General features: G+C 65.9%; 15 protein-coding genes. 1 reads left to right on the forward strand and 14 read right to left on the reverse strand.

Going from position 1 to position 26,472, the window contains the following annotated elements:
• Window positions 1–201: 201 nt before the first annotated feature.
• The 12 genes from ACFW0H_RS04705 to ACFW0H_RS04760 all read right to left on the reverse strand — a co-directional run bounded on the left by ACFW0H_RS04705 (window position 202) and on the right by ACFW0H_RS04760 (window position 19,438).
• Window positions 202–3,267 (reverse strand): efflux RND transporter permease subunit, encoded by a 3,066-nt coding sequence (locus ACFW0H_RS04705; protein ID WP_422912740.1) that lies wholly within the window; start codon window positions 3,265–3,267, stop codon window positions 202–204.
• Window positions 3,264–6,374 carry a multidrug efflux RND transporter permease subunit gene (locus tag ACFW0H_RS04710; RefSeq protein ID WP_422912741.1) on the reverse strand — a complete coding sequence of 1,037 codons (3,111 nt, stop codon included), beginning with the start codon at window positions 6,372–6,374 and terminating at the stop codon, window positions 3,264–3,266. Before ACFW0H_RS04710 ends, ACFW0H_RS04705 begins: the two co-directional genes overlap by 4 nt.
• Complete coding sequence (locus ACFW0H_RS04715; RefSeq protein ID WP_422912742.1) at window positions 6,371–7,567, reverse strand: MdtA/MuxA family multidrug efflux RND transporter periplasmic adaptor subunit; 1,197 nt, start codon at window positions 7,565–7,567, stop codon at window positions 6,371–6,373. Before ACFW0H_RS04715 ends, ACFW0H_RS04710 begins: the two co-directional genes overlap by 4 nt.
• 194 nt (window positions 7,568–7,761) lie before the next feature.
• Window positions 7,762–9,525, reverse strand: a complete 1,764-nt coding sequence (locus ACFW0H_RS04720) for an ABC transporter ATP-binding protein (RefSeq protein ID WP_422912743.1) — start codon at window positions 9,523–9,525, stop codon at window positions 7,762–7,764.
• A gap of 46 nt (window positions 9,526–9,571) precedes the next feature.
• A complete protein-coding gene (locus ACFW0H_RS04725) occupies window positions 9,572–10,171 on the reverse strand; it encodes a nitroreductase family protein (RefSeq protein WP_422912744.1) in 600 nt (199 codons plus the stop codon).
• A gap of 27 nt (window positions 10,172–10,198) precedes the next feature.
• Window positions 10,199–12,046 carry an extracellular solute-binding protein gene (locus ACFW0H_RS04730; RefSeq protein ID WP_422912745.1) on the reverse strand — a complete coding sequence of 616 codons (1,848 nt, stop codon included), beginning with the start codon at window positions 12,044–12,046 and terminating at the stop codon, window positions 10,199–10,201.
• Window positions 12,047–12,056: 10 nt separating this feature from the next.
• Window positions 12,057–13,655 (reverse strand): ABC transporter ATP-binding protein, encoded by a 1,599-nt coding sequence (locus ACFW0H_RS04735; RefSeq protein ID WP_422912746.1) that lies wholly within the window; start codon window positions 13,653–13,655, stop codon window positions 12,057–12,059.
• Complete coding sequence (locus ACFW0H_RS04740) at window positions 13,652–14,806, reverse strand: ABC transporter permease (RefSeq protein ID WP_422912747.1); 1,155 nt, start codon at window positions 14,804–14,806, stop codon at window positions 13,652–13,654. Before ACFW0H_RS04740 ends, ACFW0H_RS04735 begins: the two co-directional genes overlap by 4 nt.
• On the reverse strand, window positions 14,806–15,867 hold the full coding sequence (locus ACFW0H_RS04745) for a microcin C ABC transporter permease YejB (RefSeq protein ID WP_422912748.1): 1,062 nt from the start codon (window positions 15,865–15,867) through the stop codon (window positions 14,806–14,808). The genes ACFW0H_RS04740 and ACFW0H_RS04745 overlap by 1 nt, the downstream gene beginning before the upstream one ends.
• Before the next feature lie 424 nt (window positions 15,868–16,291).
• A complete protein-coding gene (locus ACFW0H_RS04750) occupies window positions 16,292–17,626 on the reverse strand; it encodes an LLM class flavin-dependent oxidoreductase (RefSeq protein WP_422912749.1) in 1,335 nt (444 codons plus the stop codon).
• A 61-nt stretch (window positions 17,627–17,687) separates the two neighbouring features.
• A complete protein-coding gene (locus ACFW0H_RS04755) occupies window positions 17,688–18,356 on the reverse strand; it encodes a class II aldolase/adducin family protein (RefSeq protein WP_422912750.1) in 669 nt (222 codons plus the stop codon).
• 26 nt (window positions 18,357–18,382) lie between these two features.
• Window positions 18,383–19,438, reverse strand: a complete 1,056-nt coding sequence (locus ACFW0H_RS04760; RefSeq protein ID WP_422912751.1) for an ABC transporter substrate-binding protein — start codon at window positions 19,436–19,438, stop codon at window positions 18,383–18,385.
• A gap of 621 nt (window positions 19,439–20,059) precedes the next feature.
• On the opposite strand from ACFW0H_RS04760, the gene ACFW0H_RS04765 reads away from it, so the two are divergent.
• Window positions 20,060–22,351 (forward strand): TonB-dependent receptor, encoded by a 2,292-nt coding sequence (locus ACFW0H_RS04765; protein WP_422912752.1) that lies wholly within the window; start codon window positions 20,060–20,062, stop codon window positions 22,349–22,351.
• Between the two features lie 485 nt (window positions 22,352–22,836).
• Here ACFW0H_RS04765 and ACFW0H_RS04770 read toward each other — a convergent pair whose 3' ends face one another.
• Both ACFW0H_RS04770 and ACFW0H_RS04775 read right to left on the reverse strand, forming a co-directional pair.
• Entirely contained in the window at window positions 22,837–23,913 is a 1,077-nt protein-coding gene (locus ACFW0H_RS04770) for a PhnD/SsuA/transferrin family substrate-binding protein (RefSeq protein WP_422912753.1), read from the reverse strand.
• A 50-nt stretch (window positions 23,914–23,963) separates the two neighbouring features.
• Window positions 23,964–26,231, reverse strand: coding sequence for a TonB-dependent receptor (locus ACFW0H_RS04775; protein ID WP_422912754.1), 2,268 nt, complete (start codon window positions 26,229–26,231; stop codon window positions 23,964–23,966).
• Window positions 26,232–26,472 lie beyond the last annotated feature (241 nt).

Consider the following 26,472-nt stretch of genomic DNA (forward strand, 5'->3'; position numbering starts at 1 on the left):
AGGCTCCCGGTGGGTGGGGGCGGGCCTGAAGGCCCGAAGCTTGTCCCCGGGACTGGAGCAGGGAGTGTGCCAAGCGCCCGGCGAGGCTGGGGCGGGCACGATTCGCGCCTCGGCCACGAACGGGCGCCGCTGGAGTGCTGGGGAGGCAGCAGGGCATGTTGCCGCGTTGCTGCCAGGGACGCAGCGTGCCGCGGAGCCCCTTCAGTCCGGTAGGGGGGCGCTGGCCCTGCGCCTGGCAAGGGCGAGGCGCAGGCGCTGCAGGGTCAGGTACACCACCGGTGTGGTGTAGAGGGTCAGCCACTGGCCGATCAGCAGGCCGCCGACGATGGTGATGCCCAGGGGCCGGCGCAGTTCCGAACCGTCGCCCAACGCCAGGGCCAGCGGCAGGGCGCCGAGGGCGGCCGCGAGGGTGGTCATCAGGATCGAACGCAGGCGCAGCACGCCCGCCTGGTGGATCGCTGCGCGCGGGCACAGGCCCTGCTCACGTTCCAGCATCAGGGCGAAGTCGATCATCATGATGGCGTTCTTCATCACGATGCCGATCAGCAGCAACAGACCGATCAGGGCGATGAGGCTCAGTTCGGAACCGCTGGCCCACAGCGCCAGCAGCGCGCCGACCGTCGCCGAGGGCAGGGTGGAGAGGATGGTCAGCGGATGCAGCGTGCTTTCGTAGAGCATCCCCAGCACGAGGTAGGCGCTCAACAGGGCGGCCAGGACCAGCCAGGGTTGATTGTCCAGCGATGCCTGGAATACCTGGGCGGTGCCTGCCAGGCCGCCACGCACTGACGCCGGCGGGGCCAATGCGCTGAACGCCGCATTCACCGCATTGGCCGCTTCTCCGAGGGACACGCCGGGCGCCAGGTTGAACGACAGGGTACTGGCGGCGAACTGGTCCTGATGGTTGACCAACAGCGGGGCCCTGGTCGTCTCGAAACGGGCGAAGGCTGCCAGCGGCACCATGCTGCCGTTGTCGCTGGCGATCCGCAGATGGCGCAGAGCCTGGGCGTCGCGGGTGAAGTCCGGATCCAGGCCGAGCACCACATGGTATTGGTTGAGCGGCTCGTGGAGGATCGACACCAGGCGCTGGCCGAAGGCATCGCCCAGGGTCGTGTCCAACTGCCGGGCGCTGACGCCGAGCCGGGTGGCGGCCGCGCGATCGATATGCAAGCGGGTCTGCAGGCCGCTTTCCTGCCAGTCGCTGGCGACGTCGGTGAGCTGCGGCAGCTTGCGCAGGGCGTCGTGCAGGCGCGGCGCCCAGCGGCGCAGGTCATCGAAGTCGCTCGCGTAGAGGGTGTACTGGTACAGCGCCGAGCCCTGTCGGCCGCCGACGTTGATGTCCTGCTGGGGCGTCAGCAACAGGGTGGCGCCCGGCACGCTGGCCAGCTTGGGCCGCAGCCGGGCGACAATCTCCGCGGCGCTGGCCTGGCGCTCATCGCGCGGTTTGAGGCGGGCGAACATCATGTTGCCGCCGCCCTGGCCGGTGTACTCGTAGAAGGTGTCGATATCCGGGTCCTGGCTGACGATCGCCATCAGCCGCTCGACCTTGTCGCGCAGGGCGCCGAAGGACAAGCCCTGGTCGGTCTGGAAAGCACCCTGCAGGCGCCCGGTGTCCTGGTGGGGGAAGAAGCCCCTGGGCAGGCTGCCGAGCAGGTAGAGATTCAGGCACACCGCAGCGAGCAGCAGGCTGAGCATGGCGCCGCGGTGGTCCAGCGCCCAGCCCAGGGAGCGGCGGTAGCTGCGGGTCAACTGCTCCAGCAGGGCCTCGGTGCGCGAGGGCCGGGCCGGGACGTGCGGGCGCAGCAGCTGGGCGCAGAGCACCGGGGTGGTGGTCAGCGAGACGACCAGCGAAATCGCCACCGCCACTGCCAGGGTCACCACGAATTCCTGCAGCAGGCGGCCGACGATGCCACCCATGAACAGCACCGGGATGAATACCGCGAGCAGGGCCAGGGTCATGGCCAGCACGGTGAAGCCAACCTCGCGAATGCTGCGCAGGGCTGCCGGCAGTGGCCGCATGCCCTGCTGGAGATGGCGTGCGGTGTTCTCCACCACGACTATGGCGTCATCGACTACGAAGCCGGTGGCGATGATCAATGCCATCAGCGACAGGTTGTTCAGGCTGTAGCCGAGCAGGTGGATCACCATCAGGCTGCCGAGCAGCGACGCCGGGATCGCCAGCAGGGGGATCGCCGTGGCACGGCCGCTGCGCAGGAACAGATGGACCACCAGGATCACCAGGACGATGGAGATCAGCAGGGTGTGCCTGATCTCCGCCAGGGTGGCGCGCACGGTGGTCGAACGATCCATGTTGACCTTGACCTGGATGTCGGCGGGGATCGCGTCGCGCAATTGCGGCAGCAGCGCGACGATGGCGTCCACGGTGGCCACCACGTTGGCGTCCGGCTGGTTGAAGACCGACAGCATCACTGCTGGCTGGCCATTGGCGGTGCCGGCATTGCGCAGGTCCTGCAGGGAATCGCGGACCTGCGCCACCTCACCCAGGCGAACTGGCGCGCCGTTGCGCCAGGCGATGATCAGGTCCTGGAAATCGGCCGCCCTGTGCGCGCGGTCGTTGACCTCTATCAGCCACTGCCGCCGGTCGTTTTCCAGGGCGCCCTTGGGCCGGTTGAGGTTGGCGCCGGCGAGGGCGGCGCGGACCTCTTCGAGGCCGATGCGGTAGTGGCTCAATGCGGTGGGGTTGACCTCGACCCGCACCGCCGGAAGGCTGCTGCCATTGACGTTGATCTGGCCGACGCCGGGCACCTGGGCGATCTTCTGGCCGAGCAGGGTGAAGGCGACGTCGTAGAGCTGCTCGCGGGTGTGGGTCGGCGAGGTCAGGCCGATGGCGACCACGGGCGCGCTGGCCAGGTTCACCTTGCGATAGGTTGGTACGCCGGGCATGTCGGGCGGTAGCATCGTCCGTGCCGCGTTGATTGCCGCCTGCACTTCGCGCGCGGCGGTTTCCACGTCCTTTCCCAGTTCGAACTGCAGGCTGATGCGGGTCGCGCCCTGGCTGCTGCTGGAGGTCATCTCGGTGACCCCGGCGATGCGCCCCAGGCTGCGCTCCAGGGGAGTGGCCACGGTGGCCGCCATCACCTCCGGGCCGGCGCCGGGCAGGCTGGCCTGCACGCTGATGGTCGGCATGTCCACCTGCGGCAGGGAGGCGATCGGCATGCGCAGCAGGGCCACCGCGCCAGCCAGGATCAGCGCCAGGGTCAGCAGGCAGGTGGCCACCGGGCGCTGCAGCAGGTGTTCCAGTGCTCTCACCCCGGCTCCCCCGTCAGCGATGCCGGCCGCAGCGCTGGTCGGATCAGGCGGCCCAGGCGGTCGAACGCCAGGTAGACGACCGGGGTGGTGAACAGCGTCAGTACCTGGGAGAGCAGCAGCCCGCCGATCAGCGCGATGCCCAGAGGCTGGCGCAGTTCGGCGCCGACACCACCACCGATCACCAGGGGCACGGCGCTGAACAGGGCGGCCAGCGTGGTCATCAGGATCGGTCGCAGGCGCAGCAGGCAGGCCTGCCGGATCGCCTCGAGCGGCGCCTTGCCCTCCAGACGCTCAGCCTCCAGGGCGAAGTCGATCATCATGATCGCGTTCTTCTGCACGATGCCGATCAGCAGGACGATGCCGATGATGGCGATGACGTCCAGCTCGTAGCCGCTCAGGTACAGCGCCAGCAATGCGCCCACCAGTGCCGAGGGCAGCGTGGAAAGGATGGTCAGCGGGTGCAGGTAGCTCTCGTAGAGCACGCCGAGGACGATGTACAGGGTCGCCAGCGAGGCCAGCACCAGTAGCAGCGAATTGCCCAGGGCCGCGCGGAAGGCCAGGGCGCTGCCCTGGAAGCGTGCCTGCACCCCGGCCGGCAGTTCCAGCGCCCGGCGTTCGCGCTCTATCGCCGCGACCGCCTCGCCCAGGGATACGCCGGGGGCGAGATTGAACGACAGGGTGGCGGCGGGGAACTGTTTCTCGCGCTGTATGTTCAGCGTGGCGCTGCGCTCCTCGAGCCGGGCGATGGCGCCAAGCGGCACCAGGGTTCCGTCGCCGCCCTCGTCCGGGGCGATGCGTAGCCTGGCCAGGGCGAGGGGGTCGTGGCGGAACTGCGCGGCCACTTCCAGGACCACCCGGTATTGGTTGGACTGGGTGAACAGGGTTGAGACGAAGCGCTGGCCAAAGGCGCTGTAGAGCGCGTCGTCGATTGCCGCCATGCTGATGCCGTGGCGTGCGGCGGCATCGCGGTCCACGTGCAGGTAGACCTTGCGTCCCGCGTTCTGCAGGTCGCTGGCCAGGTCGGTCAGCTGCGGCAGTGCCTGCAGGCGCTCGAGCAGTGACGGCAGCCATCGCTCCAGCTGGGCGCGGTCGCTGGCCTCGACCCGGTAGCGGTAACGGGTGCGGGCGATGCGGTCGTCGATGGTCAGGTCCTGCACCGGCTGCAGGTGCAGGTCGATCCCCGGCACCTGCCGGGCCCGCTGCTGCAGGCGTTCGATCACCGTTCCGGCGGCGTCGCGCTCCCCCAGGGGCTTCAGATTGATCAGGAGGCGGCCGGTGTTGAGCGCCGGGTTGACGCCGTCCACGCCGATGAAGGAGGACAGGCCGGCCACGGCGGGATCGGCGAGGATGGCCCGGGACAGCGCCTGCTGGCGCTCGGCCATGGCGGCAAAGGACACCCACTGCGGAGCTTCCGAGATGCCCTGGATCACCCCGGTATCCTGGGTGGGGAAGAAGCCCTTGGGTATCCACCAGGCCAGCGCCAGGGTCAGCGCCAGGGTCGCCGCGGTGACCAGCAGAGTGGCGCGGCGGCGCGCCAACACCCAGTCCAGGGCGCGGCCGTAGCCGCTCTCGAGGGTGGCGAAGATGGCATCGCCGTAGCGCTGAAAGTGGTTGCGGCGGCGCTCGTCGTGGCGGCGCAGCAGGCGCGCGCAGAGCATCGGGGTGAGGCTCAGGGACACCGCCGCCGAAATCAGGATCGCCACCACCAGGGTGACCGCGAACTCGCGGAACAGCCGTCCCACCACGTCGTCCATGAACAGGAGCGGGATCAGCACGGCGATCAGCGAGAGCGTCAGCGACACAATGGTGAAGGCGATCTGCCGCGAGCCCAGCAGGGCCGCCGCCAACGGACCCTCGCCCTGTTCCACGTGGCGGGCGATGTTCTCGATCATGATGATGGCGTCGTCGACCACGAAGCCGGTGGCGACGGTGAGCGCCATCAGGGTCAGGTTGTTGAGACTGAAGCCGCACAGGTACATGGCGGCGAAGGTGCCCACCAGCGAGAGCGGGACGGCGATGGCGGGGATCAGGGTCGCGGTCAGGCTGCGCAGGAACAGAAAGATCACCATCACCACCAGGGCGACGGCCAGCGTCAACTCGAACTGCACGTCGCGCAGCGCCGCGCGGATGGCGTGGGTGCGGTCGCTGAGCACCTCCAGGTGCACGCCATCCGGCAGGTCGGCGCGCAGCTCCGGCAGGCGGGCGTGGATGCGTTCGACCAGATCGACGATGTTGGCGCCCGGCTGGCGCTGCACGTTGACCAGGATCGCGGGTTGTTCGCCGGCCCAGGCGGCCTGGCGCAGATCCTCCGCGGCCTCTTCGACACGGGCCACCTGGTCCAGGCGGATCGGCGCGCCATCGCGCCAGGCGATGATGGCCTGGCGGTATTCCGCGGCGGACTGCAACTGGCTGTTGGCGTCGATGCTGGAGGCCAGCAGCGCGCCGTCGAAACTGCCCTTGGCCTGGTTGGAATTGGCCGCCACCAGCGCCTCGCGGACCTTGTCCAGCCCCAGTCCGTAGGCCGCCAGGGCATTCGGGTCGAGCTGGACGCGCAGCGCCGGACGCTGGCCGCCGCCGAGGCTGACCAGGCCCACGCCGGGCACCTGGGCGATCTTCTGCGCCAGGCGGGTTTCCAGGAGATCCTGCACTCGGATCAGCGGCAGGCTGGAGGAGGTCGCCGCCAGGGTCAGCACCGGGGTGTCGGCCGGATTGACCTTGCTGTACACCGGCGGTGCGGGCAGGTCCGCCGGGAGGAAGGTGCTGGCGGCGTTGATCGCCGCCTGCACCGTCTGTTCGGCAATGTCCAGGCGCATGTCCAGGGTGAACTGCAGGGTGATGGTGGCCATGCCGAACGCGCTGCTGGAGGACATCTGCTGGAGGCCGGCCATCAGGCCGAACTGGCGTTCCAGCGGTGCCGTCACCGTCGCTTCCATCACCTCGGGGCTGGCGCCGGGGTACAGGGTCGTCACCTGGATGGTCGGATAGTCAACCTGGGGCAGGGCGGCCATCGGCAGCAGGCGGTAGGCCAGGGCGCCGACGATCAGCAGTGCCGCCATCAGCAGCGAGGTGGCGACAGGCCGTTCGATGAAGAGGCGCGATGGGTTCATGGCGTGGGCAATTGCACGGTGCGTGACAGCGTGTCGGCCTGGGGGGCGACCAGGGTGCCGCTGCGCAAGCGGTCGATGCCGTCGAGCACGACCCGGTCGCCGGCCCGCACGCCGTTCTCCACTGCCACCCGGCCGGCATCCGCTGCGCCGAGGACGACGGCCTGCCGGCGCACGCGGTTCTGGTCATCGAGCGCATAGACGAAGGTGCCGTCGGTGCCGCGCTGGATCGCTTCGGTGGGCAGCAGGACTGCGTTTTCCAGGGTCTCCAGGCCGAGCCGGACATTGACGAACTGGTTGGGGAACAGCGCGCCGTCGGCATTGGCGAACTCGGCCTTGAGCTTGACGGTGCCGCTGCTCGCGTCGATCTGGTTGTCCAGGCTCTGCAGCTCGCCCAGGGCGAGGCGTTCGCGCAGCGAGCGGTCGTAGGCCTCGACGACGAGGCGCTTGCCGCTGGCCAACCTGGGCAACAGGCGCGGCAGTGCGTCTTCCGGCAGGGTGAACAGCACGTGCATCGGTTGCAGCTGGGTAATCCGCACCAGCCCGGAGGTGTCGTTGGCCTGCACCACATTGCCGGGGTCGACCAGTCGCAGGCCGACGCGACCGGTGATGGGCGCGGTGACGCGCGCATAGTCGAGCTGCAGGCGGGCGTTGTCCACCTGGCTGCGGCTGGCCTCCACCTGTCCCTCGTACTGCTGCACCAGGGCTTCCTGGGCATCCAGCAATTGGCGGGCGATGGCCTCCCGGCGCCAGAGTTCGCGGTAGCGTTGCAGGTCGAGGCGGGCATGCATCAGCAGTGCCTCGTCCTTGATCAGTTGGCCACGGGCCTGGGTCAGCATGACCTCGAAAGGTCTCGGGTCGATTTCCGCCAGCAGCTGGCCGGCCTTGACCTGCTGTCCCTCGGTGAAGTGCAGGCGCAGCAGTTGGCCGTCGACGCGTGGGCGCACCAGCACGCTGTTCGCCGGCACTACGCTGCCGAGGGCATCCAGGGACAGCGTCAGCGAGCCGCTGTGGGCTTCCGTTGTCGCGACGGGCACTGCCAGTTCTGCCCCTTGCCGGGCTGGTGCGGCCGCGGGTTGCGCGGCGCTGCCCGACCACCACCAGAGGCCGGCGGCAACGGCGGCCGGTAACGCGCCCAGCCAGCGCCAACGGTGGCGTGGCGAAAAATGGGGCGTGGCGGGCAGAGGTTGGTTCATGGCGGGGGGCTCGTGGCGACAGTGTGGGTCGGGTGGGTAAAGCACGGGGTGTGCCAGGCGCGGCGGACCAGTGCCGGGGCCGGGTGAAGGGCTGCTGGCCGTTGCCCTGGTGGGCGCGCGTGGCCAGACCTGCTGGCCAGGCAGCAGTGCTGCGCGACGGTTGCTGAACGCGGCGCAGCGCTTCGGCAGGCGTCCTAGCTCGCCAGCAGGGGCCGGCCCTGGGTCTGCAGGGCGAACAGGTAGGCGTAGAATCCGTCCTCCCGCGCGGCCAACTCGCTGTGAATGCCGCGTTCGACCACTTCGCCATTGCGCAGGACCAGGATCAGGTCGGCATTCATCACGGTACTCAGGCGGTGGGCGATGATCACCGAGGTACGCCCGCTGGTGAGCTGGTCCAGGCCTTGCTGCACCTGATGCTCGGATTCGGAGTCCAGGGCGCTGGTGGCTTCGTCGAGGATGATCAGTTGCGGGTTCTTGAGGATGGCGCGGGCGATGGCGACCCGTTGCTTCTCCCCTCCGGAGAGTTTGACCCCGCGCTCGCCCACCAGGGTGTCGTACTGCGCTTCCATGCGCCGGATGAAGTCATCGGCGTGGGCGGCCCACGCGGCCTCGCGGACATCCTCGAGCGTGGCGCCAGGCCGGGCGAAGGCGATGTTCTCGCCGATGCTGTCGTTGAACAGCGCCACGTCTTGCAGCACCACGCCCATCAAGGCGCGGATGCTGCGCTGCTGGTAGTCGTGCAGGTCGCGGCCGTTGATCAGGATGCGCCCGGCACTGGCGTCGTAGAAGCGCATGAGCAACTTGACGATGGTGGTCTTGCCGCTGCCGCTGCTGCCGACCAGGGCCAGCGTATGTCCCGCTTCCAGGTGGAACGAGAGGTTCCTGAGCGCATAGTCCTCTTTGCCGGGGTAGCGGAAGCTGACGTTGTCGAAGGTGATGCTGTCCAGGCGGGTCAGGGGGATGGCGTCGGCGCGGTCGGCCTGTTCCGATTCGATGTCGAGCAGTTCCACCAGGCGCTCGGCGTTGCTTTCGATCTCGCCGGCCTGGTTGATCTGCCGGGCGATCGGTCCGATGGTGTTGATCAGGTTCTGGGTGAGCGTCAGCACCAGCAGGATGTCACCAACGCTGAAGCGGCCGTGCAGGGCACCGTGCACGGTCAGGGCCACGGCGACGAAGACGCCGAAGGTGTTGAGCAGGTTGAGCGCTTGCTCCGAGCGCCATTCGGTGATGTGCAGCTTGCCGCGGGTAACCATCCACTCGGCCTGGGTGTCGTCGTAGCGTTGCTTGACCGCTGGCTCGCCACCGAAGCTGCGCACGGTGGAAATGTTGCTCACCATTTCCGCCAGCAGCCCGGTCATGCGCCCGGCCAGTGCCTGCCAGCCGCGTCGATAGGGACGGGTCCAGCCCACGGTGCGGTAGGAAATCCAGAAGTTGGCCAGCAGTACCAGCCCCATCAGGGCGCCTACCAGCGGTGCCTTGAGCAGCAGCACGGTGATGATGAAAAACATCTGCAGGATGTTGGCCAGGGTGCCCTCGGTCAGTGAGGACAACCACATGGTGATGCTGGTGATGTTGCCGAAGCGGTCCATGATCTCGCCGACGCGGGTCTTCTCGAAGTAGTCGATGGACTTCTGCGTCATGTTGTCGAACACCCGCTGGCGGAAGGTGCTTACGGTGTCCAGCCAGAGGTCGTCGGCCTGCTTGTTCTGCAAGGCGCCGAACACCACGACGCCCAGGCGCAGGGCGAAGAACAGCGCCAGCAGGATACCGACGCTCAGGGTCGCCTGCTCCTGGGTGATGTCGCCGGAGAGCATCCGCGCGATGGCGTCGACTATCAGTTTGTAGAGGTACGGTGTGGCGGTGCCGATGAAACCGAGGATGGTGCCGACGGCGATTACGCCGATCACGCGCCCGCGGTATTCCGGGATGAACTGGATGGTGCGCCAGAGGTTCTTCATGGTCTTCTTCGGATCAGGTGTCAGCAGGTGCCGGTAGCGGCCCGGTTCAGGTTGCGTCGAAGGCGAACAGGCCTTCGGCGACGAGTTCGCGCAGCGGCCTGCGCTGGGTCGGCCGTTCCCGCTCCAACTGCTCCGGCGACAGGCTCGCCGGGTCGGCGCGCCTGCCGATGGCGATGGCGACCTCGATGCGATAGTCCTCGGGGATGCCCAGCAGGCTGCGGGCCCGATCACGATCGAAGCCGCCGATCGCGTGGGTCTGCCAGCCGAGCTGCTCGGCCTGGAAGGCCAGGCTCGCCCAGGCGGCGCCAGCGTCCAGGGAGTGGCTGCGCAACGGTGTCGCCTCGCTGGCGCCTGCGCGCAGGTGAACGGTCCTGGACAGCAGCACGACCAGGGCCGAGGCCTGGGATGCCCATGCCTGGTTCTTCTCGTTGAGCAGGCCGAACAGTCGCGGCCAACTGGCCGAACCCTGCTTGGCGTAGATGAAGCGCCAGGGTTGCGAGTTGTTGGCCGAGGGTGCCCAGCGGGCGGCCTCGAACAGGCGCAGCAGGAGGTCGTCGCCGATTGCGGCAGGGCTGAAGGCGCGTGGCGAACGACGGTCGAGGAACAGCGGGGCGATGGCGTGGTCGGCGTTACGGGAATGGCTCATGGCGATGTCCTTGGGCGAGGGCTGGGGTCAGGGGCGGCTGGCCAATCGGGGCGGGTTGGCCGTGGTGTCCCACCAGGTGCCGATCACCCATTCGTTGGCGCCGTAGTAGAGCGGCAGGGTGTCGGGGGCATGCAGGCGCTGGTGGTAGATGAGGTAGTGCTTGTCCAGGTAGCGCCAGGGGATCACGTAGTGGTTGTGAATCAGCACCCTGTCGAGGGCGCGGGCGGCCACCTGCAGCTCGGCCTGGCTGTTGGCCTCGAGCAGGTGGGTGATCAGCGCGTCGACCACCGGGGATTTCAGCCCGAGGATGTTTTCCGAGCCGGGCCGGTCGGCGTCCGCGCTGTTGAAGTTGCGCCAGAGCTCGTCGCCCGGCATGCGCGCCTCACGCAGGGCCAGGGAGGCGTAGTCGTAGTCGAACTGGGCCATGCGCCGGCGGCTGGTGGCGGCGTCGGCGAGCTTCTTCCTGACCACGATGCCGATCTTGCTGAGGTTCAGGTAGATCGGATCGGTGAAGGGGCTTTGCGCCCGGGTGCCGGCGACTTCGAGCACGAAGGGCTCGCCCTTGGCATTGCGCAGCACGCCGCCGCGGTTGTGCCAACCGGCCTCGGCGAACAGTTCCAGGGCCTTGGCCAGGTTGTCACGCAGGCGGGCCGGGGGAACGGTCGTGGGCTGCTCGAACATCGGCCCGAACACATCGGCCGGCAGGTCGCTCCTGTAGGGCTCCAGCAGTTTCAACTCGTCGGCGCTGGGCAGGCCTCGTGCCGCCAGTTCGCTGTTGGCGAAATAGCTGTCGACCCGCTTGAATTCGCCATCGAAGATCTTGTCGTTGATCCATTCGAAGTCCAGCGCGTAGTTGAGCGCCTCGCGCACCCGACGGTCCTGGAAGCGTTCCTTGCGCAGGTTGAGCACCCAGCCGTTCATGGCGGGCGGATTCTTGTGGACGAACTCGCGCTTGATCAGCTCGCCGTCGTCGAAGCGCTGGCCGATGTACTGGCAGCACCAGTAGCGCATCTGGTTTTCGCTGAGGAAGTCGTAGTCGCCTGCGCGCAGGGCCGACACCTGGGTGGCGCGGTCCTTGTAGAGCTTGTAGACGATGCTGTCGAAGTTGAACTGACCGCGCCGCACCGGCTGCTCCCGGGCCCAGTAGTCGGGGTTGCGGCGGTAGACGATGCTGCGTCCGCTGATGCCTTTCTCGATGCGGTAGGGGCCGCTGGCGATGGGCTCCTCGAAACGCAGTTCGCCGAAGCCCAGGCGCGTACCGTCCGCCTGCAGCCCCCACTTGGCGGAGAACACCGGCAGGCTCCCGGCGATGAACGAGAGGTCGCGGCCGGCGCGCTTGAAGGTGAAGCGCACCTCCAGGGGACCCAGCACCTGCACCCCGGCGATTTCCGCGAAGTAGGCCTTGAAACGCGGGCTGGCCTGTTCCCCGGTCAGTGTCTGGTAGGAATGCAGCACATCGTTGGCGGTCACCGGGTCGCCGTTGGAGAAGCGCGCCCTGGGGTTGAGGCGGAAGGTCACCGAAGTGAGGTCATCGGCCACCTGGATCTGCTCGGCAAGCAGCCCGTACTGGGTGTTCAGCTCGTCCAGGCCATTGACCGTCAGGGTCTCGAACACCAGTTCGATCAGACCCGGAGCCGGTGTGCCGCGCAGGCTGTAGGGGTTGTACTTGTCGAAGCTGCTGTTGGTGGTGACCAGGGACATGGCCAGGCTGCCGCCCTTGGGCGCGTCCGGGTTCACGTAGGCGAAGTGCTGGAAGTCGGCTGGGTACTTCGGTTCGCCGAAGTAGGCGATGGCATGCGCGGCCGTCGCCGACGGCTGGGCCAGCAGGGTAGCGGCGAACAGGAGAGGGGCGAGAAGGCTGGGGATTCTTGGCATGGGGGATGGCTTACAGGGAGGCGTGGACCAGACGTTGGGTGTAGGGGTGGCGGGGATGGGCGATGACCGCTTCGGTGTCGCCCGTCTCGACTATCACGCCGTCCTTCATCACATAGAGGCGGTGGGCAAGGGCATTGACCACCGTGAGGTCGTGGCTGATCAGCACATAGCTGAGGCCGTGCCTGCGCTGCAGGCCGACCAGCAGTTCGAGGACCTGGTTCTGGATCGACACGTCCAGCGCCGAGGTCGGTTCGTCCAGCACTACGACCCTGGGCTTTAGCACCAGGGCGCGGGCAATGGCGATGCGCTGGCGTTGCCCGCCGGAGAATTCGTGAGGGTAGCGGGTCAGCGCCGACGGCGGCAGGCCGACCTCGCCCAGGACTTCGGCGATGCGTTGGCGGCGCTGTTCCTCGTCCAGCTCGGGAAAGTGCAGGGCCAGCCCTTCGCCGACTATCTGGGCCACGTTGCGCCGGGGCGACAGCGAGCCGAAGGGGTCCTGGAACACCACCTGCAATTGCGCGCGCAGTGCGCGCCTGGCCCGCCGGTCGAGCTTCGCCAGGGGCGTTCCGGAGAACTCCAGCTGCCCCGATTCGTATGGGATCAGGTTGAGGATGGCCTGGGCCAGGGTGGATTTGCCCGAGCCGGATTCGCCCACCACGCCAATGGTTTCGCCGGCGCGCAGCTCGATGTGCGCGCCGGCGAGGGCGACGAAGGCGTCGTGGCCGAACCAGCCACTCCAGCCTGCGCGCTTCCTGGCGTATTCAACGCGCAGTTGCCGGGTCTGCAGCAGGGTGGCGGCATCCGCCTTGACCGGTTCGATGCGGCGCTGGGGAATGCTGTTGAGCAGCTTCACCGTGTACGGGTGGCGTGGCCTGGCGAAGAGTTCCTCGGTGCTGGCCGTTTCCACCAGCTTGCCGTGCTCCATCACCGCCACCCGCTGGGCGAAGCGACGCACCAGGTTCAGGTCGTGGGTGATCAACAGGATCGCCATGCCCTGGCCGTCGCGGCTTGCCTCTTCGGCTTGCAGGTCCAGCAACAGTTGCACGATGCGAGCGCGGATCGTCATGTCCAGGGCAGTGGTCGGCTCATCGGCGATGAGCAGCCTGGGCCGGCAGGCCAGGGCCATGGCGATCACCGCGCGTTGCAGCTGGCCGCCCGAGAGCTGGTGCGGGAAGCTGTCCACCCGTCGCTCGGGGTCGCGAATGCCGGTGCGGGCGAGCAGGGCGATGGCCTTGGCGCGCGCTTCGCGGGGTGAAAGCGACTCGTGCAGCACCAGGGTCTCGATGATCTGGTCGCCGATGCTGTACAGCGGATTGAGGGCCGACATGGGTTCCTGAAACACCATGGCCACATCGGCGCCGCGAATCCGGCGAATGTCCGCGTCCGACTTGGTCAGCAGCTCCTCCCCCCGTAGGCGGATGCTGCCGCTGATGTGCGCTTGGGGCAGCAGGCGCAGGATCGACTGCGCGGTGACGGTCTTGCCGGAGCCGGATTCGCCAACCAGGGCCAGGCGTTCACCGGCCTCCATCCGTAGCGAGATATCGTCCACGACACGGCGGCCGCCCAGTTGGATCGAAAGGTTTTCCAGCGACAGCAGGGGACTGTTCATCGGCGGGTCTCCGTATGCGCCGTGGCCAGGTTGCGGGTATCCAGCGCATTGCGCAGGGCCTCGCCCATGAAGGTCAGCAGCAGCAAGGTAAGGACCAGTGCGCCGAACGCCGACACGGCGATCCACCAGGCGTCCAGGTTCTCCTTGCCCTGCAGGAGCAACTGGCCGAGGCTCGGCGCCGGGGCTTCGACGCCCAGGCCGAGGAAGTCCAGGCTGGCCAGTGCCATGATCGCCGCGCTCATGCGGAACGGCAGGAAGGTGATCACCGGGGTCAGGCTGTTGGGCAGGATGTGCCGCCAGATGATCTGGGCATGGGACAGCCCCATGGCGCGCGCCGCCTTGACGTACTCCTGCTGGCGGTTGCGCAGGAATTCGGCGCGTACGTAGTCGGACAGGTAGATCCAGCCGAACAGCGAGAGCAGGACGAACAGCAGGATCAGGCTCGGCTCGAACATCGAGGCGAAGATGATCAGCAGGTACAGCTCGGGCATCGAGCCCCAGACCTCGATCAGCCGTTGCGCGATCAGGTCCACCTTGCCGGCGAAGTAGCCTTGCAGGGCGCCGACCAGCACGCCGAGCACGGTGCCGATCAGGGTCAACGCCAGGCCGAAGGTGACCGAGACGCGAAAGCCGTAGAGCAGGCGCGCGGTGATGTCGTAGCCGGCGATATCAGTGCCCAGCCAGTTGTCCGCGCTCGGCGGCCCGGGGTGGTGCGCGGCGTCTGCGTAGTAGCTGAGCGTGTCGTAGTAGTAGGGGTTGAAGGTGTAGAGCACGAAGGTGCCGGGCTGCGCGAGCTGCTGGCGGATGAAGGGGTCGTTGTAGTCGGCCTGGATTGGCAGCCTGCCGCCGAATACGGCTTCCGGGTAATCCTTGAACAAGGGGAAGAACCACTGGTCCTGGTAGTGGACCAGCAGGGGCCGGTCGTTGCTGACCAACTCGCCGGCCAGGCTCAGGGCATAGAGCGCGACGAACAGCACCAGGCTCCAGTATCCCAGGCGGTTGCGCTTGAAACGCAGCCACAACTGCTTTCCGGGGGAAAGCGGGGCGTTCGCGGCGGGCTGCGGCCGGCGCACCCAGCTGCCGACCCGCTGCAGGGGGATGCGCCACAGCCGGCTGCCCGGGGTGAGTGAAGCGAGAGTCTGGGAAGTCATCAGGCCACCTGTGCGTCGAATTTGATGCGTGGGTCCACCAGCACATAGGCCAGATCGCCGATCAGCTTGGTGACCAGGCCGATCAGGGTCAGCAGGTAGAGGCTGCCGAGCACCACCGGGTAGTCGCGGCTGTTGATCGACTCGTAGGAAAGCAGGCCCAGTCCATCCAGCGAGAACAGGGTTTCGATCAGCAGGCTGCCGGTGAAAAAGGCCGCGATGAAGGTGCCGGGAAAGCCCGTCACGAGGGGGATCAGGGCATTCCTGAAAACGTGCTTCCACAGCACGCGCCTTTCCGACAGGCCCTTGGCGCGGGCGGTCAGCACGTACTGGCGGTGTATCTCCTCGAGGAAAGTGTTCTTCGTCAGCAGGGTTTTCAGGGCGAAGGTGCTGACCACCGACGCCGTGACGGGGAGGGTGATGTGCCAGAGGTAGTCGGTGACCTTGCCGAACGCGCTCAGCTCGTCCCAGTCGTCCGAGGTCAGGCCCCGCAGCGGGAAGATGTCCCAGAACGAGCCTCCGCCCAGCAGCAGGATCAGCAGCACACCGAGGACGAAACCCGGAACCGCGTAGCCGATGAGGACCAGCAGGCTGGTGATGAAGTCGAAGCGGCTCCCGGCTCGTACCGCCTTGGCCACGCCCAGAGGTACCGATACCAGATAGGTGAAGAGGAATGTCCAGACGCCGAGGGACACCGATACGCCGAGCTTGGACTGGATCAGTGACCACACGCTTTCATTGCGGAAGTAACTGTCGCCCAGCTCGAAGCAGAGGAAGTTCTTCACCATGGACAGGTAGCGGTCGAGCAGGGGCTGATCGAATCCATAGAGTTCGGTCAGGTGTTCGACCTGCTGGGCGTCTATGCCCTGGCGTCCGCTGTAGCTCCAGCCGCCGCTGGCCACGCCGCCCTCGACCCCGGAACGGGCGCTTTCCGCGTCGAAACGGCTCAGGGCATGGTCGACGGGGCCGCCGGGGACGAACTGGGTGACCAGGAAGGTCAGGGTCAGGACACCCAACAGGGTAGGGATCATCGCCAGGAGTCGCGTGATCAGGTAGCGCAGCATGGGTGTTGGTTCCGGATTCAGTGAACAGGAGCTCCCTGCCGCCGGCTGGCTGCGAGGGCTACTACTTCCATTGCAGAAAGCGAACCAACTTCGACGGGTTTTGCTTTGGTTGATAACATCCTGTTTTTAAAGGGAAAAAATCAACGAATCGAAACTCCGGGAGCGTGGATGCGATGGCCTGCCGAGCGGTTGCTGGCCAGGCAGCAAGTCATCAGTAACCGCTGCTGCAGCCGAGACAGCCGATTCGGTGGTAATGCCCGACTTGCAGGATGAAGTCGGAGTTTCTGTAGGAGCGTAAATTCCGTAGCCCAAGCCGCAGAGCGCCGGAGTCGGCCGGGTAGGGGCAAGTGCGTGGCCTGCGGCCTGTCGACGTCCCAAACGAACGGGCCCGCGCATGGCGGGCCCGGTGTATTTCAGGGTGCGGTCAGGCGTGGCGGGGGTCGCGGGGATTGGCCGGGCGATCCAGGCCCAGGTTCTCGCGGAAGGTGCTGCCGCTGTATTCGGTGCGGAATATGCCTCGGCGCTGCAGTTCCGGCACCACCAGTCGGGTGAAGTCCTCGAAGCCTTGCGGCAGGTAGGGCGGAACCACGTTGAAACCGTCGGCGCCACGTTCGACGAACCACTGCTCGATCAGGTCGGCGACGGTCTTCACCGAACCCACGGCCTGCAAGTGACCGCGGGACACGCGGAAGCGCAGTACCAGTTGGCGGATGCTCAGGTTTTCCCGGCGTGCCAGCTCCAGCTGCTGGCGGAATCGGCCCTTGCCGTTAGCGTCCTCCTGGTAGGGCAGGTCGGGCAACGGGCCATCCACCGGATAGCCGGAAAGATCAAAGCCGCCGAAGCTGACGTTGCTGACATCGACCAGTTCCTGCAGCTCGCCGAAGCGGTCCTGGGCCTCCTGGTCGGACTCGCCGACCACTACCGAGAGGCCGGGGGTGATCTTCAACTGGTCCTCGGCGCGTCCGTACTTGGCCATGCGGCCCTTGACGTCGGCATAGAAGGCCTGCGCGACGTCGAGTGATTGCGCCGAGCAGTAGGTCATCTCGGCAACCCGCGCGGCGAACTCGCGGCCGGTGTCGGAGTTGCCGGCCTGGACGAACACCGGATAACCCTGGATCGGCCGCGGGAAGTCGAGCAGGCCGTCGGAGCTGAAATACGTGCCCTGGTGCTGCACCGGATGCGCGGCGTGGGGCTCGAAGAAGACGCCGTCCTGGCGGCGCGGGTGGTCGAAGGCGTCATCGTCCCAGCTATCCCAGAGTGACTTGGCCAGCTCGATGAACTCGGCGGCCCGCTCGTAGCGCTGTTCATGGGTTGGCTCGTGGGTGTAGCCGAAGTTCTTCGCGGTGTGGGCACCGAACGAGGACACCACGTTCCAGCCGGCGCGGCCGCCGCTCAGGTGATCCAGCGAGGTGAACTTGCGCGCCACGTGGTAGGGGTGGTCGAAATTGGTGTTGACCGTTGCCACCAGGCCGATGTGCCGGGTCACCGCGGCGATCGCCGAGAGGAGGGTGAAGGGTTCGAACTGGTAGTTCGGCGCCGAGCGTCCGGTCTGCGCGGTGATCTCGCCGGAGCGGCCGATGAAGTCGGCCATGAAGAAGGTGTGGAACTTGGCCTGTTCGGCCAGTTTGGCGGCCTTGATCCACCAATCCAGGTTCGGTCGGCCGTCGTCGGTGGAGCTGGGATGGCGCCATGCCTCGGGATGGTGGCCGAAACGGTGGAGAAAAATGTTCAGCACCAGTTGGCGTTTCTGCTCGCTCACGGGTGGTGGTCCTCATGGGGTGACGGCGGGCGGCCGCGACGGCCGCCGCCCGGAGGAAGGCTCAGCCTTCGTAGTTCTTGGCTTTTTCCAAAAGGCCGGTGCGCTTCCACTGCAGCTCCAGCGCGCCTGGGGTGTACAGCTGGGCGCCACCGATCTGCTCGGCGATGGCCTGGAAGCGCGCCGCTTCCTCGACGAAGAGGATGGTCTCGGCGGTCTTGAGGATGCCCTTGCCCCAGAAATTGGCGCCGCCGTTGGACTCCAGCAGAGCCGGCGGCGGGGCGAGTTCGGGGTGTTTGTCCAGACGCTCGCTGATCACCTCCAGCACGCTGCGGGTGCGCTCCAGGTGGTTGGGGATGGTGCGGGCCAGCAGATGGCGCGCGGCGGCGACGTAGAGAATCGGGAAGTCCTTGTGCGCCAGCGACCAGGCCGACAGCCAGGCGGTGTGCACGTGAATGGCGGTGTCGGCTTCCAGGCGCGCCTCGTGCAGGATCGAGCCGCGGTTTTCGGCGAACGACGACAGGCTCACCTTCGGCGACTGGTCGCGGGCCAGGCCGCCGGGAAAGCGGATCGCCAGCAGGTGGTCGGTGCCCGGAATGCGGTGCGAGATATGGAAGGTCAGGCTGGCGGAGAGGGTGCCGTTGGCGCGCAGCGTCTCGAAGGCGTGCACGGCGTCGGCGCGCGCCTGGTCGATGTAGGCGAGCAGTTCGGCGTCTTGGGTAATGTCGGTCATGGAATAGGTCCTGGTGGATTGAATGATCAGGCGGCTGCGGCCCGGGCGTGTTCCTGCTCGACCAGCTTGCGGGCCTGCTGCAATGGCTCGTGGACGATCCAGTCGTTCACATCGAAGTCATGCTTGAGGTAGCCCCAGTCGCGCAGGAAGTTCTTCTGGACGGTCAGGCCGTCGATGTAGGTCGGGGTGAGCTTGGGGGTGAACGACAGATGCACGTCCGCGCCATGGGCGGCGAACACGTCGGCGGGCGAGGCGCCGCGGCTTTCGGTCAGCAGCAGCTGAGCCACCTCATTGCGGTTCTTCGTCGCCCACTCGGCGGTGCGCAGCAACACGGCGAGGTAGCGCACTACCAGATCCGGGTGGCTGTCGAGGAACGCCCGGTCAACGGTGATTGGCCGCGGCGTGCCGTTGCCGACGCGCAGCAGCGGGTCGGACAGGTCGTTGAGGTTTACCAGCTGGCGCAGGCGCGGTTCCTGGGCGACGCGATACCCGCGAGCGAAGCGGATGAATATGGCGTCCACCTCGCCTCGGTCGAGTGCCTGCAGGGCCACGTCGGGGCGTTCGCTGAGCTCGGGGCGCGGGCCGTCCCGCAGGTCGTGGCTGGGGGCGTCGAGATCAACCAGCGTGGCATCGGTGGTACTCAGGCCGACCAGCGACAGTGCGGTGACAAAGCCGTGCTGGGCGGCGCCGCGCTGGAAGTCGATCAGCGCGTCGCGGTGGCGCGGGATGCCCAGTCGTTTGCCTTTGAGGTCGGAAAGGTCACGGATATCGCTGTCGGCGCGAACCAGGATGCCCTGGTACTCGTCGAGCCAGGTGATGCCCAGCACCACGGTGTCCTGGCCGTTGCCCCTGGCCCAGATCGGCGGGATGTTGCCGCCCTCGCGGAACAGGCCGGTCTGGCCGTGGTGGTAATGCGAGTTGCGGATTTCCAGGCTGTCGGAGTCGCGTAATGAGTGCAGCACGGTACCGGGCTGGGCGAATTCTTCCTGTAGCCAGTTCTTGCGTATCGCCAGGGCGGAGGCGGTGGCGGCGCCGCAACGGGTGTACCAGAGCTGAACGGGTTGTGCCGCGGTGGAAGACATGACAGGACCCTCTAAGTTGATGGAGTTGTTTGGCCAAGGCTGTAGAGCAGCTTCCATGCCAGCTCGTAAAGTTTCAGTTACTTAATGGAGGAAGAGGGAGTCTGGATCTTTTCAAGATTCCCTAAAGTTCAGGAGGATATTGATATTGCAGAGTTTTCCTGGTGTCTCTGATAGTTTGTCGGAGTGCCGATGCGCACAGGGTGAAGTTGCCGGTTACTGGCTGGGTTGTTGGCCGGACAGCATTGCTGCTGGCGGCCTGCTGCCAGGCCAGCAATGCCAGTGCGACGGGCGTTTTCCCCTGTCTTGAGCATCCCTTGGCGGGGGTGTTGCTGTAGAGGCCATATATCAGCAACTTGCTGTTCGTACATCAGCATAAAGTCGCTGGCTGGCTCTTCGGTCGTTTTGTCGTAATTGCCTGAGTTCCTTTGTTTTTTCGCTATTTAGCGAGATGGCACAGTTGTTGCGCTTTCGCTCGGGACTTCTAGTCACAAGCCTGTGTGCAGATATCTGGCCTTCTTATTTAAGGAACTGATGATGTTGTATCGTGCTCTTCCGTGCGTGATTGATGACGACCCCGAGTTATCTCGACTCTATTCGTTGAAACCAGGCCGGCGCCTGACGGTGGCTGTTTCCCGCGCTTGCCTGGCCGGCAGCCTGATGGTGGGAAGTGCCTGGGCGGCGGAATCGACCGGCGATGCCGAGAGTCAGGACGGCACGCTGGAGACGGTGGTGGTCACCGCCTCCAAGCGCGCCGAGAAGATCAAGGATGTGCCCATTCCAATCACCGCGATCACCGGCGAGGCGATCCGCGACAAGAACATCACCACCTCATCGGACATCGAGCGACTGGCGCCCAACCTGTCCGGCCAGTCCAGTGGCAACACCGGCGGTCGATCCGGCAAGCCACGCTGGTTCCTGCGCGGCATTGGCACCAACGACCCGAACGCCAACCAGGAAGGGCCGCTGGCCATCTACGTCGACGAGGTGGTGGTCGGCCTGCAGGGCGACCAGAACTTCCCGCTGTTCGACCTGGAGCGGGTGGAAGTGCTGCGCGGACCGCAGGGTACGCTGTGGGGCAAGAACAATACCGGCGGCGCGATCCACTTCATCTCGCGCAAGCCGACGTTCGAAAGCGATGGCTATACCAAGCTGGGCGTCGGCAACTACGGTAGTCGCCTCACTGAAGCTGCGGTCGGTGGAGAGCTGGTGCCGGAGAAGCTCGCCGGTCGTGCGGCGATCTACTACGAGAAGGGCGAGGGCTGGGCCGACAACATCGTTACTGACACCACCGGCCCGCGCTTTGAAGACTTCAACGGCCGCTTCCAGTTGCTCGGCAACCTGACCGACAACCTGGACGCGCTGCTGATCCTCAACCTGCGCAAGCTGAACACCGGCAACACGCCCAATTACATAGTGGGTGCCACCAGCGTCAACAACGTCACGACGCCCAATCCGGGCGGCGGCATCAACCAGGGTGGCAGCACCTTCTTCCCGCCCTATGGCGATGATCCGGACAACAAGAGCGACTTCTTCAGCACCCTGGCCAATGGCTCGAACAACTGGTACGGCACCACCCTCAAGCTGAACTGGTACCTGGGCGAGAACACCCTGACGTCGATTACCGGGGTCAACACCGGCGACGGCGACACCTGGCTCAATCCGCTGATTCCGGCGGGCAGCACACTCGACAAGACGGCCTCTCGCGGCAGCACTTCTTCCGACCAGTACACCCAGGAAATTCGCCTGAGCTCGCCGACCGACCAGGCGCTGAGCTGGATCCTCGGCGGCTACTACTACAATCTGCAGGCTGACGCGGAATCCGCCCAACTGCGCTTCCAGTCGGGCACCACCCGCGAACAGTTCTCGACCAGTTCCTGGGATCAGGACGCGAAGAGCTGGGCGCTGTTCGGCAACCTCAAATACCGTTTCACCGAGCGTGCTGCGCTGACCCTCGGCTTGCGCCAGACCTGGGAAAGCAAGGAGATCACCGAGACCACGTTGACTGCCACCGACACTGCCGGCAATCCGAACGTGGTGATCATCGGACCCGGCGGCATCGACTCGGTGGGCGGCTCGGGCGTGGTCGCGCCGCTGCGCTTGAGCAAGGATGCCGACTGGACCAGGACCACCTGGGACATCACCCCGGAGTACCGCTTCACCGACGACATCCTCGGCTACATCCGTATCGCCACCGGCTTCCGCTCCGGCGGGTTCAACCAGTCCATCGTGCGCGACGAGATCATCGAGACCGATCCGGAAACCCTCACCGACTACGAGATCGGTCTGAAGACGTCGTGGCTGGACGGGCGCCTGAACGCCAACTTCTCGGCTTTCTACTACGACATCAAGAACCTGCAGCTGAACATCCAGCAGCAGGTACCCGGCACCACCATTACCAGCACCGCCGGCGCTTCTGACGGCAACGTCAAGGGCGTCGAGCTGGAGGTCGAGGCGCTGCCGCTGGAGAACTGGCGCTTGGCCGCCAGCCTGGGCCTGCTGAAGACCGAATACACCGACTTCGTCTTCACCGTCGGCCCGACCACCCTGGATGCCAGCGGCAACGAGTTCTACCGTACCCCCGAAACCTCGTTCCGCCTGGATACCGACTACCGCGTCCATCTCGGCGACGTTGGCCATTTGCTGTTTGGCACTGACTGGTCATACCGCAGCCACATCTTCCACAACGCCACGGTGCAGGATGACCCGGTACAGGAGACGCCGTCGTACTGGAACGGCAACGCACGAATCAGCTACTTCACCCCGGACAACTCGCTCCAGGTCACCGGCTTCGTGAAGAATGTCACCGACCAGTCGAACAAGGTGCTGTCGCAGATCGTCAACCAGCGTGGAGTCTATCCCACCGGGTTCGTGGCACCGCGGACTTACGGTTTGCAGCTCACCTACAACTTCTGACACTTGGCAACGAGATGGTAGAGCCCTCGCCAGAGGGCTTTTTTCATTGGAAGGGCAGGGTCATGCGTCATCGGCACTGCCTGCGACGAATCGAACTGCACAGAGGGGGTGAGTAGGAGCGAGCTTGCTCGCAAAAGGGCAGGCACAGGAGGTTCGCGAGCAAGAACTTGGCGCCCCCCGCTTGCTCCTGCACGTGCGGCGCCGCTCAGAACACCAAGGTTGGCCACGCCCGCTTGCAGGGAGCGAGGCACGAGCCAAGCGTCTGGATCCTGGCTTGCGCACGTTACGGCCCGCACATCGGTGGAGGCGAGTTCCTGCTGATGGAGAGAGGGGTGAGACCAGGATGCCGCCGGGACGGCGGGACGCGAGTCGCGCGATGCCCGCGGAGTCGCTGAAGCGGATTCGCTATGGATGGGGGATCGAGCGGTAAGCGTGAGGGGGGCCGGCCGTTGCGGAACTTTCGCGAACGGCCGGTTGTTGGACATTCACTGTCCAGCCAGGTCGCGCGGCGTGTCTTTCCAGTAGTCCTGCAGCTGCAAGGCCTCGAGGCCCTGTTCGACGAACCTGGGTTCGAGCAGGGTGTCGACGTCCAGGTCGCTGCGGATCAGCCCGGCCTTGCGGCTGTAGGTGATGGCATCAGCGTAGTGCTGGCGCAGGGCCTGGTCGTAGTGGGGAGTGAATTGGGCTGTCCAGGATTCACCCGCCACTTCCCGCTGCAGCACGTTCAGCGGCTGGCCGGATTGCGACAGGTAACCCTGGTAGGTGTCCTTGTTCGCTTCCTGGGCAGTCCAGGAGGCGGCCTTGAGGTAGGCGTTGACCACCAGTTGGGTCAGCTCGGGCTGCTGGGTGACGAACTCGCTGGCGCCCCAGAGTTCGGCGCGCATCTTCCAGTCCCGCGGTGCCTGCTTGCTCGACCAGATGATCTTGCCGACCTGCTTGTCTTCCAGCAGGAAGGCGTCGCTCAGGGTGAAGAAGGCGTCGACCCGTCCGGCACTGAGGGCGGCTGCGCCGGCCTGGGGATTGAGGTTGAAGATGCGGAAATCCTTGAAGTCCAGCTGGTTGGCCTCGAGCAGTTTGGCGAACGACAGCTCCCAGGGACGGCCACGGTGCAGGGCGATGCGCTTGCCCTTGAGGTCGGCAATGGTGTTGGCTTTGGAGCCGCTCGGCACCACCAGGTAGACATTGTTGCCACTGCCCCCCGGGGCGATCAGCCGGGTGGAAACGCCCGAGGCGTTGGCGATGATGGACGGCAGATCGCCGTAGAAGGCGAAGTCGATGCGCTTGTTGGCGAACTCTTCGTTAACGAAGGTGCCGACCGAGGCGGTGGCCGCCGGCACCCATTCCAGCTTGATGTTGCGTCGGGCCAGTTCCTGCTCCAGCCACTTGTCGCGGTCCATTACGTAGGCGGGGCCGTTGAAGGTGATCTTGCCTGCGTTGGCATAGGCCACTGTGGCGATCCGCACGCTCTGCGGCGGGTCGGCGGCGACGACCTGGGCCGCGAACAGGGTTGCCGGCAGCAGAGCCAGGCGGCGCAGCAGGCGAGTGAAGAGGGCTGCATTCATGGAAATTACCTCGCGATGGCCCGCACCCCGCTGGGTGCGGGCGGGGTGGCTCAGAAATCGGTGGTGACGGACAGGCCGACGGTGCGCGGGTCGCCGAACATCACGGCGGCGCTCTGGAATCCGCCCGGCAGGGTGTGGTTGCGGTATTCCTTGTCGGTGAGGTTGTTCACGAATGCCGTGACGCGGGTGGTTTCGCCGGGCAATTCGTAGGTCACCTGTGCGTTGCCCAGGGTGTAGCCGCCGCTGCGCATGTTCCGACTCTGGTCGTTGGAGAAGAAGTACTGGCGGCTGCGGGTATTCCAGTCAGTGGCGAGGATGATGGCTCCACCGACATCCAGCGGGATGCGGTAGTCGGCGCCGAGCACCGCCGAGACATTGGGCGCGCGCGCGAACTTGTTGCCCGAAAAGTCGCTGCTGCCGGAGCTGAAGTCGGTGAACTCGGTATGCAGCAGGCCGAGGGCGAAGCTCAGGTGGAGGTTCTCCACCGGCACTGCCTCCAGTTCCAGCTCGGCGCCATAGGCTTCGCCCTGGGCGCCGTTGGCCAGACGCGAAACCGTCTGATTGTTCACCGCGGTCACAATGTTGAGCTGGATGTCCTCGTAGTCGTAGTAGAACAGCGCGGCGTTGGCGTTGAGCCGGCCGTCCAGCCACTCCGACTTCAGGCCAAGTTCGTAGGAGGTCAGGTACTCCGGGTCCACCGTGGCGACCGTGGCTTGGCTGGTCACGCCGGTGTTGTAGCCGCCGGAGCGGAAGCCGTAGGCGTAGCGGAAATAGACCCGCGCATTGTCGCTTATCCGGTACTCGGGGGTCAGGTCATAGGTCCAGTCGCTCCAGGTATTGCTCTCATCCTGGGTAGCGTCGACCACCAGGGGCGAGAGGAGGTTGTCCTGCTTCCACCAGTCGCCGGGGCCGAAGTTGGCCTGGCCCTGGTTACGCAGGCGGATCAGGTCGATGTCCTTGGTCTCGCGGGTCCAGCGCAGGCCGGTGGTCAGGCTGAAGGCGTCGGTGAAGTCGTAGGTGGCGCTGCCGAACAGCGCGTAGCTCTCGGTACCCTGGTCGAAGCTGACATTGTTGTAGAAGCGCGGGATGAAGGGATTGGCCAGCGCGGCGTTGGCGTTCTCGGACTCCAGGTCCTCGTTGAAGTAATGGAAGCCCAGCACCCATTTCAGTCGCTCCTCACGGGGCGAGGCCAGGCGGAACTCCTGCGACCACTGCTTGCTGTCGGCGAAGCTGGAGCTGCGCTGCAGCTCCAGCGGGGTGTTGTCGCTGTCGCTTAGCCCGTCGCGGGTGAAATGCTCGAAGGCGGTAATGGAGGTCAGCTCCAGCTCGCCGAGCAGCCAGTTCAGGGTGAGGTTGGTGCCTGCCTGGTCTATGTCGACTGCAAACTTGGCGTTGTAGTTGACCTTGCCTTTCTCGGGGTCGATGAAATAGCCGAACTGGTTGGTGCCATTGGGGCGGGTGCCGTACCCCACGGTGCTGTAACCGCCGGTGTCATGGTAGTGGCGGGCATGCAGGTTCAGGTTGGCTTCCAGGTCGTCGTTGATCCGGGCGAGGAATTGCAGGCGTGCTGCGTCGTCTTCCAGGGCGCCCTGATCCTTGTTGTCGTTGAGGTTCTCGTTGTAGCCGTCGCGGCCCTGATGACGGAATGACAGGCGCGCGGCCAGGCGATCCTCCACCAGTGCATCGCTCACCGCGCCTTCAAGCACCCGGTCGGCGTAGTCGCCAATGCCTGCCTTGAGATAACCGGATTGGTCGAAGGTAGGCCGGCGCGAAATGAAGTTGATCGCACCGGCAGTGGTGTTCTTGCCCCACAGCGTGCCTTGCGGGCCGCGCAGCACTTCCACGCGTTCCAGGTCGAAGAGCGGGAAGCCGGTGGCACTGATGTTGGCGATGTAGACGTCGTCGACGTAGATACCCACCGGGCTCACGGTATTTGCGCCCTGGTCGCCGGTGCCCAGGCCTCGGATCCACCAGCGTGGCCGACCGTGGCCCTCAGTGGTTCCAGCGGAGGCGTTGGGAATGAACCGGGTGACCTCGTTGGCCGATTGCAGGGAAGAGTCCCGCACCTTGTCGCCGCTCAACACCGAGATGGATGCGGGAACCTTCTGCACGGTTTCCTCGCGTTTCTGCGCGGTGACCGTGACTGTGGCCAGGGCGGGTGCCTTGCTGGCTGGTGTCTCGCCGCCGTGCTCGCTACGCGTCTGTTCCTGGACCGCGGCGTCCTGCTCCTGTGCGGCATGAGCGGTGACGATGCACAGCCCGACGAGGCTCCCCAAGCCCCAGGCGATGGCTGTGGAAAGGGTGTTGCGTTTGAACATGTTTCCCCCAGTTGCGGATGGTGCGCCGTCGAAAATGAGTCGGCGCCTTTCTATTGGGTGTTGCTTGTGCAGGGGCCTCTGCGGGTCCTGTCCCGCTACTGATGGCAACAACCGTACCCACTCGCCTCTGGGCTGTTAATGTTGTCTATCTGTATGAAATATAAGGATTTTTATGTGACCCATATGCCTGGTCGTTGTTTTTCGCAACTGCTCAGGCAGCAATCGCTGCTGACGGGGTGCT

Source organism: Metapseudomonas cellulosilytica, assembly GCF_049334135.1.
Lineage (GTDB): Bacteria > Pseudomonadota > Gammaproteobacteria > Pseudomonadales > Pseudomonadaceae > Metapseudomonas.

Bases quoted from the DNA above. Each gene is read 5' to 3' on its own strand.
- ACFW0H_RS04710 (WP_422912741.1), bottom strand. From the start codon at position 6,374: ATGAACCCATCGCGCCTCTTCATCGAACGGCCTGTCGCCACCTCGCTG.
- ACFW0H_RS04715 (WP_422912742.1), bottom strand. From the start codon at position 7,567: ATGAACCAACCTCTGCCCGCCACGCCCCATTTTTCGCCACGCCACCGT.
- ACFW0H_RS04720 (WP_422912743.1), bottom strand. From the start codon at position 9,525: ATGAAGAACCTCTGGCGCACCATCCAGTTCATCCCGGAATACCGCGGG.
- ACFW0H_RS04725 (WP_422912744.1), bottom strand. From the start codon at position 10,171: ATGAGCCATTCCCGTAACGCCGACCACGCCATCGCCCCGCTGTTCCTC.
- ACFW0H_RS04730 (WP_422912745.1), bottom strand. From the start codon at position 12,046: ATGCCAAGAATCCCCAGCCTTCTCGCCCCTCTCCTGTTCGCCGCTACC.
- ACFW0H_RS04735 (WP_422912746.1), bottom strand. From the start codon at position 13,655: ATGAACAGTCCCCTGCTGTCGCTGGAAAACCTTTCGATCCAACTGGGC.
- ACFW0H_RS04740 (WP_422912747.1), bottom strand. From the start codon at position 14,806: ATGACTTCCCAGACTCTCGCTTCACTCACCCCGGGCAGCCGGCTGTGG.
- ACFW0H_RS04745 (WP_422912748.1), bottom strand. From the start codon at position 15,867: ATGCTGCGCTACCTGATCACGCGACTCCTGGCGATGATCCCTACCCTG.
- ACFW0H_RS04755 (WP_422912750.1), bottom strand. From the start codon at position 18,356: ATGACCGACATTACCCAAGACGCCGAACTGCTCGCCTACATCGACCAG.
- ACFW0H_RS04760 (WP_422912751.1), bottom strand. From the start codon at position 19,438: ATGTCTTCCACCGCGGCACAACCCGTTCAGCTCTGGTACACCCGTTGC.
- ACFW0H_RS04770 (WP_422912753.1), bottom strand. From the start codon at position 23,913: ATGAATGCAGCCCTCTTCACTCGCCTGCTGCGCCGCCTGGCTCTGCTG.
- ACFW0H_RS04775 (WP_422912754.1), bottom strand. From the start codon at position 26,231: ATGTTCAAACGCAACACCCTTTCCACAGCCATCGCCTGGGGCTTGGGG.